Source organism: Microcoleus sp. T2B6, from assembly GCF_036700475.1.
Lineage (GTDB): Bacteria > Cyanobacteriota > Cyanobacteriia > Cyanobacteriales > Microcoleaceae > Microcoleus.
The window spans coordinates 1-12,323 of sequence record NZ_JAUBOZ010000156.1 but is presented as its reverse complement, the minus strand read 5'-3'; the positions used below and the strand labels follow the sequence as shown (position 1 = coordinate 12,323).

General features: G+C 43.8%; 10 protein-coding genes. 3 read left to right on the top strand and 7 right to left on the bottom strand.

Annotation, left to right across the window (positions count from 1 at the left end; all coding sequences use genetic code 11):
* Positions 1–611: 611 nt before the first annotated feature.
* The 5 genes from QUA00_RS34485 to QUA00_RS34465 all read right to left on the bottom strand — a co-directional run bounded on the left by QUA00_RS34485 (position 612) and on the right by QUA00_RS34465 (position 7,724).
* The gene (locus QUA00_RS34485) at positions 612–2,993 is read right to left on the bottom strand and encodes an ATP-binding protein (RefSeq protein WP_333413008.1); all 2,382 of its coding nucleotides are present in this window, start codon (positions 2,991–2,993) and stop codon (positions 612–614) included.
* Between the two features lie 591 nt (positions 2,994–3,584).
* Entirely contained in the window at positions 3,585–4,310 is a 726-nt protein-coding gene (locus QUA00_RS34480) for a hypothetical protein (protein ID WP_333413006.1), read from the bottom strand.
* 109 nt (positions 4,311–4,419) lie between these two features.
* Complete coding sequence (locus QUA00_RS34475; protein ID WP_333413004.1) at positions 4,420–5,487, bottom strand: hypothetical protein; 1,068 nt, start codon at positions 5,485–5,487, stop codon at positions 4,420–4,422.
* Positions 5,426–6,976 carry an IS5 family transposase gene (locus QUA00_RS34470; RefSeq protein ID WP_333413002.1) on the bottom strand — a complete coding sequence of 517 codons (1,551 nt, stop codon included), beginning with the start codon at positions 6,974–6,976 and terminating at the stop codon, positions 5,426–5,428. The genes QUA00_RS34475 and QUA00_RS34470 overlap by 62 nt, the downstream gene beginning before the upstream one ends.
* A 73-nt stretch (positions 6,977–7,049) precedes the next feature.
* On the bottom strand, positions 7,050–7,724 hold the full coding sequence (locus QUA00_RS34465) for a hypothetical protein (RefSeq protein ID WP_333413000.1): 675 nt from the start codon (positions 7,722–7,724) through the stop codon (positions 7,050–7,052).
* Between the two features lie 190 nt (positions 7,725–7,914).
* Here QUA00_RS34465 and QUA00_RS34460 point away from each other — a divergent pair, with 190 nt between their 5' ends.
* Genes QUA00_RS34460 through QUA00_RS34450 form a run of 3 tightly spaced genes read left to right on the top strand, consistent with a single transcriptional unit; the run spans position 7,915 to position 10,419 of the window.
* Positions 7,915–8,424, top strand: coding sequence for an NUDIX hydrolase (locus tag QUA00_RS34460; protein WP_333412999.1), 510 nt, complete (start codon positions 7,915–7,917; stop codon positions 8,422–8,424).
* Positions 8,424–9,467: a S66 peptidase family protein gene (locus QUA00_RS34455; protein WP_333412997.1), complete on the top strand. Its 1,044-nt coding sequence runs from the start codon at positions 8,424–8,426 to the stop codon at positions 9,465–9,467. Before QUA00_RS34460 ends, QUA00_RS34455 begins: the two co-directional genes overlap by 1 nt.
* Positions 9,454–10,419 carry a cupin-like domain-containing protein gene (locus QUA00_RS34450; protein WP_333412995.1) on the top strand — a complete coding sequence of 322 codons (966 nt, stop codon included), beginning with the start codon at positions 9,454–9,456 and terminating at the stop codon, positions 10,417–10,419. Before QUA00_RS34455 ends, QUA00_RS34450 begins: the two co-directional genes overlap by 14 nt.
* 212 nt (positions 10,420–10,631) lie before the next feature.
* Here the strand turns inward: QUA00_RS34450 and QUA00_RS34445 are convergent, their stop codons facing one another.
* Together QUA00_RS34445 and QUA00_RS34440 are read right to left on the bottom strand one after the other, a co-directional pair.
* Positions 10,632–11,663 carry a phosphotransferase gene (locus QUA00_RS34445; RefSeq protein ID WP_333412993.1) on the bottom strand — a complete coding sequence of 344 codons (1,032 nt, stop codon included), beginning with the start codon at positions 11,661–11,663 and terminating at the stop codon, positions 10,632–10,634.
* A 5-nt stretch (positions 11,664–11,668) separates the two neighbouring features.
* Positions 11,669–12,238 carry a methyltransferase domain-containing protein gene (locus QUA00_RS34440; protein ID WP_333412992.1) on the bottom strand — a complete coding sequence of 190 codons (570 nt, stop codon included), beginning with the start codon at positions 12,236–12,238 and terminating at the stop codon, positions 11,669–11,671.
* Between the last annotated feature and the right edge of the window lie 85 nt (positions 12,239–12,323).

The window sequence follows — 12,323 nt, the reverse complement described above, 5'->3', positions numbered from 1 at the left end:
CTGAGGGATAACCGCTCCCATGCTCCCGATGAAGTAAGAAGCAAATGTCGAGACTTGTCTAGTATTTGTGTAGCAGTAAACAATCAAGTGAGCGTGAGTTGTTAGCAGATTATCGGCTGTACCTCTGCTCGGCATTGCTCTGTCAAATCGTGCTGCTCTGAACAAAATCGTCCTAATGCTTTGCGATCTACCGAACGTCACATATCAATATCTGAGGTACGAACTCTAAAAACCGAGTTAACTTCGATCGCAGTCTTGGGATTTGGCGATCGTACAATCTGCCGAAGGTCATATATCGATATCTGAGGTACAGACTCTCACCGCAGAGTTGATTTTGATCGCAGTCTTGGGATTTGGCGATCGTACAATCTGCCGAACGTCATATATCGATATCTGAGGTACGGGTTGTAAACACAGAGTTAACTTTGATCGCAATCTTGGGATGGTGAGCTCGCCTAATCTACCGAAATGCACTCGGTGAACGTCATATATCGATATCTGAGCTACGATTCTCAAAACAGAGTTAACTTTGAGAATAGTCTTGGGATGTGGCGATAGACTAAGGTTGAACTTCATATATTGATATATGAGGTACGAATCTAAAAACCGAGTTAACTTTGATCGCAGTCTTGGGATTTTGCGATAGTACAATCGACCGAAATGCAATTCTGAGTCAAATCGCTGATAATATCTAAACTCATATTTTCCACTAACTTGGTCAAAGCCCCAGCAATTTGTTTCTGGGAGCGAGGAATTCGCTCAATTAACTGCCTTACCGCTTGCTCGTCTCCACAAGCGGCGGCTTTATAAAGCTTCTTAATCGACTCCCTCGGCAACACAGATAGCGACTCAGGAGTCAGTTGCATAACAGGCTCATCCTGTTCTGACTTCCTCGGCGACTCCTCTTCATAGATATAGCGAACACCCAAATGAAGCGCCATCTTCTCAAAAATTACTGTTTCTCGGAACGGTTTGGCAACAAAGTCATCGAAGCCGTTCGACAAAGCGAGTTCCTGGGTTTTAACAAAAGCATTAGCGCTCAAAGCAATAATTTTAGTGTTAGAACCGTTAGGCAGAGTTCTAATTTTTTGAGCAGCTTGAAAGCCGTCTAGAGCAGGCATCCTCAAATCCATCCAAATTAAATGCGGCTTGTACTTTCGCCACAACTTAACCGCCTCAATTCCGTTATCCGCGAACCACACAACAAAACCAGCCGACTTCAATATCTGAGTTAGCAGCAACCGATTTGCCGACTCATCGTCCGCTACCAGAATGCGATATATTTGTTGGTTGGATGCCAACCCCTTCACTCGTTTTTGTGGCAGTCTGTCATAAATTTCGCTCTCAGTTGCATGACTGACTTTAATGTGAAAACTAAAAACCGTACCTTTCCCCACAGAACTTTTGACCTTAATCTCGCCACCCATCAGCTTGACGAAAGAGCTACTGATTGGCAATCCCAAGCCCGTTCCCGTTTGCGATTTCCTACCAGTTTCAGTTTGCACGAACGGCTTGAACAAACGGCTAATCTCTTCAGGGGCAATACCAGGACCTGTATCCTTCACAGAAAACAGAAGAAAGAACTTGGATAGCGGTTTTTTGGCTCTAGGCTGAAGGCATTTTACAGTCAGCTTCACCCTACCCACCTCAGTAAATTTAACAGCATTACCCAACAGATTAATCAAAACTTGGCGCAGCTTGCTTTCATCAGTTCGGACGTATTGCGGTACATCTTTCCGGAGTTCAAAAACAAGTTGCAATCCCGACGACTGAGCTTTGAGTTGGAACATCCGTTCTATGTCCGAGAGCAAACTGTAAAGGTCAAAAGCATTTGATTCGAGGGTAATTTGACCAGCTTCAATCTTAGACAGCGACAAAATATCGTTGATTAGTTTCAACAAATGCTCGCCACTGCGATTGATAATATCTAAACTCGACTGCTGTTCCGGTGCAGTTTTTTTAGAGTTCACAAGGAGGTGGGCAAAGCCGATAATCGCATTCAGAGGCGTTCTCAATTCGTGGCTCATATTGGCCAGAAAGGTACTTTTAGCGCGATTGGCACTTTCGGCGGCAATTTTAGCTTGTTTTAGTTCAATAGTTTTCTGTGCAACTTGCCGCTTTAAATCGCCAGAATATTCTTCTAACCGCTGGCGAGATGCTTTTAACTGGCAATTCATGCGCAAGAAAGCACAGGCTAGGGCTTCGAGTTCGGCAATACCGCTACCTAAAACTGTTGAGTCGAAGTCGCCACCAGCTATCGCCTCTGTTGCCGAAATTAACCGCAGCAGCCGCTGTTCTATTCTTAGGGAAATGGACAGCAAAAGGCAGATAGAAAGAACCAAAGCCAGTAGCACGAGCAAAATAGTGTTGCGGGTGTTGGCCTGAACTTTTTGGGTGAAGTCGGTTTCGGGTACAACTGCCACAATCAGCCAATTTAAGCCATTCGAGTTTTTAAAAGGTCTGACTTGCAGCAAGTATAGTGAGTTGCTGGCAGTAAAGTTAAGATTTTGGCTGCTGTTAATAGCAGCGAGGCTGCCATAATGTTTAAGCAAATACTCTGTTGAAAGCTGGATTACTTTTTGTTGCAGAGCTTGGGTGCTTTCTCGCTGCAGTCCGTCAACAGAAATAGACGGTTTTGGTTCAGTTACCTCGTTCCGAGCCACTAAACGTCCCGAACGGTCTAAGATAAAGGCTTGACAGTTAGGGCTAATGAGGAAATCGTGCAAGTTGAATGTTGAGGTTGGGGTGGGAAAAGCAGGATTTGTTTTTTGTTGAGGCAATATTGTTTTTGAAGAGTTTGACCCATTTTTTTCCCCATTTTGTTTGATTGTGACTCCGGCTGTTTGACTTGGGGAAAGTTGGTTTACCGAACCAGTTGGAATTTGATTGTAAGTCCCTTCTCCTTTCCCAACCCCTTCTGTTAAGTAGTTGTCAAGGCGGTCAGAGATACGGCTCGTTGCTTCTCCCAATAGGTGTGCAACTACGTCATTCATTGTCTGCCGCCCTGTTTGAAAAGAAAGCCATCCCGTCAGACATAGTAAGGTTGAAATTAGAAGAGCGTTGGGGACTGTAAGCACAACGCGCAGCGGGAGGGCAGACTTTTTTTGAACTGAGCTTTTTGGGCGGAACATTGATTAAAAAAAGGGAGTGGGAATGAGGAAAAAAACGTTCTTCTTCAGAGGGGAGCAACACCATCCGTAGAATAGTTCTCCTCTTCTGGGTTACCATCCCCTCTCACTCTCGTTATGCTCCTTGACTAATCCCTATTAGTAGCGCAGCCTCAAACGAATCTGAATCAGTCAAAAGCCATAAATTCTCAGAGCGAGCGGTTAGGAAAACAACTGGTTCCCACCTGACTCAGCGCGGGCAGTATTAAGGAGATGATTGGCATCTCAACTAACCCAAGTTGTGTGCTTAAAACCGCTCTTGACTGGTAATGGGTAATGGGTAATTGGAACAATTTGAGATTTGAGATTTTAAATTGATGGCTCGCCGTTTATCCCGCTCTGTGCTTGACCCCGGAACGAATGCACTTGCCTAACTCTGTCTAACATGAGTTAGATATGAGTAGGTTTGTGTGAGCGCTAGTTTGGTTCTTCAAAAACTATTTTGGCTAGTTCGACAATCACAGACAAGTCTACTCCGGCTCGTGCAGCAGCATCGGCCGCCGATAGATTCTGATTTCTTACCAGAGCTAAAAATTGTCGCACGCTGTAGACTACTGGGTCGTTGGCTGCTGTGTAGCCTCTTTGAATGGCAATTAGCAATCCTTTTTCAACATCTGATGCAGAGGGTGCGCGACCTCTATCAACGTTCACAGTCGGCTCCATTCTTGGCGTGACGGGAGCGATGCGAATTCCTAAGTGTTCTGGTTCTTTGTTGGTAGGAACGATGTTGAAGTTGTAAAGTCGCTGTTTCCCTTTTGAATCTACAGTTTTGATTGAAAGGTTAGTGATGGTAGCTGTGGTAGCTCCCGGAAAATTGAGCGCTTGAATGGGACGCAAAAAAACAGTTTTGGCTTGGCCGCTTGCCAACTGTGCATCGGTGCTGAAAACTATTTTTGAGGGGTCGGCAATTAAAACGTAGGCGAGAGCTTCATCGGTTGAGCTGAAGTCGATCGCACTCGCGCGACCGGGATAGACTAAAATATCGTGAGCACTATTGACGGCAATATCTCGACCCACAGTTTGATAGCCTGTTACTCTTGATTGAGCAAAAGCACAGTCGGGGTAGCTCGCAGCAGCGAACACTGCTGTGAACAAAAGCCCTCCGAGGGAAAGCATTCTTGGGGATTGGATGCGATTCGTCATGGCAGTTATTCGTTGATGTGGAGAAAATTGTTGACAGTAGAAACGGGGATTTCCTTTACTAATCGCCGCAGTCGCGTTGGGGCGACTTAACCGTTTACCGACGGTTTGGTTATCGGTAAATGTTGAGAAAGCTGTTAACAGTAATAGAAACCGGGGTTCCCTTGTTAATCACAGCTACATTAGGGCGGTTTAAAAGTTCTTCAGTTGCTCTATCTGAGCGGCTTTCCATCCGTTTTGCTAGGGGGCTGAAGAAGCCATCGAGGACGGCTGACCAAATTTGGGGGTCTCGACTTTCAACGGTGGTTGTACGGCTCCCAAACCTACCGCTAATATTGCTAGAGCTCCTGACTTTAGGCTCTGCGAACACTTGACCGACTCGTCCAACTCCCGACAGCACTGCGGTGAGGATATCCTGTCCGGCAATATCTGAACCTGGGTCGAAGTAGCCTGAAGCAATCAGCGGCTGTCCGCCCTCTCCTGCAATCAAAATTGCGCCTTCTGGAATGGGCTGCTGTTTAATCTGACCGTTTCTATCAGAGTAGACGAGCGCCACAGCAGTAGCTTGTACCATGCGATTGGTCTTGCTGACGGTGCTGGCTTTGGCAATGACAACCGTGCCCGCAGAAAAAGCAATAGAGCCGTCAGTTGCCGTTACGTTGTCTGTGAGGGTGACGGCAAATTTGTCGTAAAGCTGTTTGCCTGAGCCTTCATCCCACAACAGGGGAACCGAAACTATGCCGTTGGCTGTGGTTCCAAGGGGAACCTGAGCTGTTTGGGAGGTTGAAGAACTTTGGGGCGTGCGGTTGAGAATGCCTTTTGCCCCTGGGGAGTTTACTTGTTCTAGGGTTGGGGAGTTTGTTAAGGCAGAAGCCTCTGGAGCAGCTTCAGGGGAAAGGGTTTGAAATTCTGTATCGGCGGGCAAGGACGTTCGGCTCGCGCTCAGTCGAGCCGCAGTCTCGATTGAGTTATCAGTAGAATCGGAACTTGTTTGGGGGGAAAAGGAAGCCGGAGTTAATTGGTTAGTGGGGTTTTGGGAGTTGTCGGTGGTTTCGAGGCTGTCCTCTCCATAAGGAAACTCCGGGTGTAGCCTTTCCCCGCTGGCGTTATTTGGGTGGCTATATAGGGCTTGCTGAATAATCGATCGCCAGCCAAGAACAGGTGCGATCGATATATTCAAGCTCGGTTAAAGATAAGTTTTTCTGTATCGAGTTACCCCAATAATAATTGGGGATTATCTCCAACCAAAAAACAGGTGTTCTTTTTCTAAATAGATATAAAAACACACAAAAAACCCGGCGCCACCAGGTAGAAAGATTCATTACCAAAAAAGTAATTGCAATAACTGTACTAGATGTATTATCAAGTTTAGCCATCACTCTATTCAGGCCGAATCTTCGTTTGCCTTGTCCGAACTTGCCCTCAATTGCATTTCTAATCCTCTCATCTTCCAACGCTTGCCTCTTTTTTGATTTACTCACATTTGCTGGAGGTCTTCCGTCATGAGGTCCACTAATTCTAATGCCTTTTTCATGACACCACGCTCGGTTTTCCCGATTTCGGTAAATGCGATCTGCATGAACGGACTCTGGATAATATCCTGTGAACCTATGATAAGCTTCTACTTGTGCTTTTAAGTCCCCTGATTCGTTGAAATTATCCCAGCTCATTCGGTTTAAAAATACATATCCTTCAAAACAACTGGCTGATAGTTTGGCTCCAAACTCTACGCTTTTTCCGGCTTTTCCTCTGACTATGGGACGGATATGGGGTTGGCTTAAACTTACTATTCTATCCTCAATGCTCTGTTTATTGTTATCAAATAACCATTGCTGTTGGCGATAGACCTCTGTGAGGACTAGCAAGGTTTTATATTGCTTTTTGCTCAGGCGTTCGAGGGTCGCACCTGACTCGATTAGCTGTTCAATATGAGCGAGGTTTCTTTTGATATATTGAAGTTGTTTTTTAATTGCCTGTCTTTTTTTGTTGCGGGATGGTCTTCTTTGTTTTGCTATTAATAAGTAATCTTTTCGGGCGAGATTACGGTAGGTTCTGGGTTTTTTACTGGTTTGATCTTTGATCTGTTTATACAGGATATCTATAATTTTTTCGGTATGAACTCTGGCTTTGTTTAATAGTCCTAAGTCGGTCGGATAGGTAATGTCGGCTGGGGCACAGGTAGCATCTAGGATTAATTTTCCGCGATTGGGTGACTCATTTTTGGCGTCCGAATCCTTTTTTTTTTCTGGTTTAGCTGGGGTGATGGAGCGAATTTTTTCAACCATTCGTTCGTTAACTTTATTAATTAGGTTCGGACTAATTCTTTGCCTAAAATGAACTAATAGAGATGGGTCAAAGGGGAGTTCGTTACTGTAGCTTGATTGACCAATAAAGTATTGTAGATAGGGGTTTTCCCTGATCTGTTCTACTGTTTCCCTATCGCTAACTCCCAGTTTTTCTTTGATGATTAATGCCCCCAATGCCATCCTAAACGATTTGGCGGGTGCCCCCATTTCTGTGGGGAAGTTTTTAGCATATTCTGATTCAAATTCATCCCACGGGATTAGTTGGGCCATTTTTACCCAACGGTTATCTGGTGACAACTTTCCACATGAGGGGAGTTCAAAGTCGGAGGGTGAGGGGGGAGCAAGCTCAGCTTTTCTGTACACGAGCGCACTGGGTGATGCAAAGGTTTTGTACTATTTTACCTGTTTATCTTGCACACTTTTCTCGATCGCGCGATCACATAACCAGGCTGTGTAACCTTTCTGCACTTATCCAGCAAGCCCTATATAGTTTTTCTGGGATTTGCTCGAAAGAAACGTATGAGGGTTGCGACTTTTGGTTGCCGATATTGACTGTTAGGAATTCAGTTGTGGGAGCTGGCTTTGTCAGAGCGGCGGCGGTAGCACTTGTTGTCGCTGGAGTGCTTGGTGTTGCACTCACGGCATTCGCTATTCGGTTAGGGTCAAAATTTCCCCTAATTTGTCCGAGTTGAGCGAGTTGGTTCCACCGCTCAAACGGGTCGATTTTTTCTTCTGTTGGAGTTGGAATTAAAGGTGGGGATATTAACGGTTTGGGTATGGGGGCTGGTGGGGGCGCGGGTGTTCTTTGCGGTATGGGTGCGGGTACTGTTACCGTCCGCACTACTGTTCGGGGTGCGGGTAGGGGTTCGCGTAGAGGAGTAGGTGGCGGTGCAGCGCTCCGGGTAGCGACTAGACGCGGATTTCGCGGATTTCGTGGGGCTCTTGACGGTTTGGGCGACGGTTCTGTTTTGGGTTTTGCGGTTTTTTGCGGTTTTTCGGCTAACAGTTTTTGTTGGTCTTGGTAAGCTAATTTAGCCAGCAACTCCGGTTTTTCATTTCCAGCAGCTCCGAATTCATGGTTTGAGTGGAATTCGCAGAGTGAATCCTTCATCGAACTCAACGGCAGTACAATTCAGGTCAAACGCCACAACAACGATATCCCTATGCTACTCGTGTTTGTACCAATTTAGAATTGTATGGCGTGGCTCCAGAAACCCCTATTGACTCACCCAAGTACTCAGTGTACTTAGTACAATGTATACTTGGAAGAAATAATCAAACGAATTACGAGCGAGACAGCTATGAGTACTGAGCAAGCAGCGGTTATCTATGAACTTGGAGCCTTATCTCTTACAGAATTCGAGACGCCTCGTGGTAAACGCATATTACTTGACATGGGGAGTGATGCTGTTCTCATTGTTCCACGAACAAAAGACGGCAAATATATACTTACGGTACAAAATCGAATTGGTTCAAGTGAGGAGGTATATGAATTCCCCTCTGGTGGAATACATCCTGGAGAATCGCCCGAGGCTGCCGCAGCCAGAGAGCTATTAGAAGAGACTGGGGCAACGGCCAATTTGAAATTCCTAGCAAAAACAGAGCCTCTGTCTGGATTAGTAAAGTTTAACATTTATATTTTTCTTGCAGACATCGCAAGTGTTTCCGAGGATACAAAAAATCTTGAAGAGCATGAAGAAGTTTCTACTGTCGAATTCACGAAAGAGGAATTACTTCAAAAAATTGGTTCTTTAAAAACGGTCGATGGCTACATTCTGCTTGGGCTAGGTGCGATCGCCACTGTCTCTTAATGAGCTTTCCTGCGCGTCACATTGAGAAGTTAAAAAGAGGTGATCGAGTAGCTATCTTGTCACCTTCCTTTGGAGCACCAGGAGCCTGGCCACATGTCTACCAGCTCGGACTTGAACGTCTTCAAAATCAATTTGGGCTTAAGCCGATCGAATTTTCCACCACTACAAAAGTAGGCGCGTCTCCAGAAGAGCGTGCATATGACCTTATTGCAGCCTTTGAGGATTCTACCATTAAGGCAGTGGTTTCTTCAATAGGCGGAGATGATCAAGTTACATATGTAAAAAAATTACCACCAGAACCCTTTATACGGAATCCAAAGCCTTTTTTCGGTTTTAGTGACAATACTCACTTTATGAATTTTTTGTGGTTACATGGTGTGCCTTCATATTACGGTGGTGCTATCTTCACACAATTTGCTATGCAGGTTTCAATGGATGAATATACAGTTCGCTATCTCAAATATGCTATGTTTGAAGGAGGGAAACATGAATTATTGCCAAGCACGATGTTTAATGACATCGGCTTGAATTGGAACGATCCGCATACTCTCACCCAACGGAGGGTATACGAGCCTAATGATGGGTGGTTTTGGAATGCGGAACATTCTGTTGAAGGTATTACGTGGGGTGGATGCCTCGAGTCGATCGATGACATACTGCGTCACGGAAACCCACTTCCTTCCCTGGAGCAGTTTAGAAATATTATTCTCATGACCGAGACATCGGAAGAGATTCCATCGGAGGACTATGTGTTTAGAGTGTATAGGGCTTTGGGAGAACGTGGGATTCTTGAACGAATTCGGGGTGTTCTTGTAGGTAGACCAAAGGGGTGGGAATTTAATAAGCCTGCGAGTACACAGCAGAAAAAGGTCTATCGCTATTTGCAACGGGAAGCTATACTGAAAGTAGTTCGCCGATACAATATACAAGCGCCAGTAGTTCAAAATATGGATTTTGGACACACCGATCCGCAAGTCCCTATGCCGTATGGTTCCCTCATTCAAATCGATGTACTAAAAAAGAAAATTTTTGCTTATTTCTGATGTCATTTATAATCTCGAACCGGGTTGTATGCAAAATAACAATACAGTGTTCGGCTTAAAAGAGCTGGTTCATCCACTTTCAACTGAAGAATTTATATCAAGTTACTGGTTAACAAATAAGCCCACAATCATCAGGAGCACTCCTGATGGATTTCCTAAGTTATCTTTCCTTTCTGAACTTTGTACTCTCGATAAACTGGCCATTAAGTATTCTGGGCGCGTCTCGCTAATTAGTCGAGAGCATTCTGCCTTCGATGTACAGGGTGGAGTCAAAGCAATTTCTTATCTGGAAGACGGATATACTATTTATTTTCGCGATATTGAGGACTATTTTGCCAGTGTACAGTCGGTGACAGAACGTCTTGCTGAAGATTTCGGGGTGCCGTTTTTTACGGCAGAGATATTCGCATCCTCTGGCATATCAGGTGTTCCAATGCACTCTGACTACCATCTAAATATTAGTTTCCTCCTTTCTGGAGAACGAAAGGAATGGACGTATGCAGAAAATACAGCACTTAGGAATCAAACCGCTATATGCCTGCCAGCAAACAAAAGACAAATTGATCAATCACAACTGCAATATATTGGCGAAGAACCGCTAGCTGAAAAGATGCCGGAATCGGCGGTTATGGTAATACAGCATCCAGGTGATATCATATTTATGCCTCGAGGATGGTGGCACTCTACGCATTCCTTTGGTGATTGTGTAAGCATTAATTTCATCATGAAAAAACCGAACTGGGCACACCTTTTTGCTATTGCGACCGAAAAAGATTTACTTACTAATCACGAATGGCGTGGCTATCCACACGGTGTCGTGGCAAACGATAAAAGGAAAAAATTAGCCATTGATGAGTTCACCAAACTCATCGAACAATATAAAAACTATCTCCAAAGCGAAACGAGTTACGATATTGCAGTTCGACTTGTGCAAAAATACCTTGAATTCTAAATAGGGCTTGCTGAATCAGCGCGAACATTAGGCGGGCATAGGTTTCGACATTGGGTTTGTGCAAGAAGATCGCATCTAGGGCTATGTCTTTTATTTTATCAATTTTTTGACTGGGTTGTAACCCCGTCAGAGCGATCGGTCAACCATTTCTTTTTGAGAGATGTCTAAGAGGGTTCTTTTCAAACAAGCTAGTTTTATTGCCACAAAAACCTTCACTTGAGCATGTGCATGGTTTGTTGTATCCTTAAGCGCAAATAGCCCTGTTCTATGTTTTTTATTGCTATCAAAATATCAAACACCGTGTAGTCCTCCTTCAGAACTGCGAGTAACAATATCTCAAGCCATATAATCTCAGAGGTTATAGCAAGCAGCCGGATCTCTTCGGAGGAAATTTCTAAATGCCTCGCGTAAAAAGCAAGAACTTTATTAAAGATGTTTTCAGTCGGCCGGAAAAAGACTGGCAATCGCAAGTTACTCATGGGAGCAAGATAATGGATGAGGCTGGCTGAGACAAGAAATTCTGCCAAATCATGTACGCGCGGAAAAAGTTCAACGTTATCAAAATCATTTATGCTGACAACACTCTTACCATCAAGAAGAATATTAAAAAGTGCGAAATCGCCATGACTTATCAGATAGTTGGTTCTAGGGATGGTGTCGTATTCCTTTTTTAATAAACTAATGAGATGTTTAATCCGCTTCAGATTAGTCTTTTCCGCTCTCGTTTTAGCCTTTTTCTCAAGGAGAGGGAAAAAATTAAGTGTATGATAAGAATCTTTTTTATTATCTAGCCCAAATTTACTTGCCGAGTCAAACTTTTTTGAAGCATCTTGAAAATTCTTCAAGGCATCAAGTATGTGCTCGATGTCGGTTTCGGAGCCATTAAAGACACGCCCTACTTTGAACTCGGTCAAGAAAAAAAATCTCGTACTCCACTGTATGTAATGGTTATCATCAAGAGTGCTCAGAACGGCCGGAACCGTTTTTAGAGTTTGACTTAAAAAATTTTGGAAATCTACCGCAAGCTCCCGTGATCTTTTATTGCTACAGTATAGTGGTTTCTCTTTGAGAAAGTAAGTTCCGCTTTCGGTTTCAAGTACAGCTTTTCGTGATGTGAACGAGATAAAAGGGGGTAGATAATAAAAGATAATTTTGAATCCATATAAATTCTCAAGTAAGACACGCAAAGCATAAAAATCGGGCGACTCAAGAAAAAGAATATCGCTATTATTTAGGTTTGGCATAAAGGTTATGAACCGAAAAGAGAAATTTGTTCGGCTTCATTCCGCTTCCGCAATACAAATATTCCATAGGAAAGATAGCGATGATTCTCAGTAAAAAGAGACATCAGTTCAATAAGACGCTCCTTAATTAAGCGCTGTGTATCCGCATTAGCGGTAACCGAAGCACTCATTTCTGTGCAGTAAGTAATGATTTCATCATCCGACGGAACATATACATCATTAAAGTGCGTATAGTACAATTCGAGTTCAGTTTCCTTATATAGGTTCACCCAGTAGTCTTTACCCCAAGGTTCTATATTGATATTCATTGCACTGTTGAGTTTTCCAATAATCTCTTCCGGCGCTTTTTGTTTATAGTAAAAGTTAATATCGGCTACAAATCCCCAGGTCTTCGTGACTCGTGTATACTCCTTCAAAGCCTTTCTTTTATCATCAATAAAAGCAGTCGAGCCGCCTGACATAACTAGATCAAAACTTCCATCAGCAAAAGGCAAATTCATACCGTCTCCAACAAGAAAATTAACACGTTGGCTGCCAATATCTCTTAGCTTGAATTGCCGCGCTGTATTTATCATATCTGGGCTGATAAGCTGTTCAGCATCTAAAACGCATATTGCATAGTATAATATGATGATATTTATAAAAAGTCAATGCCTACTA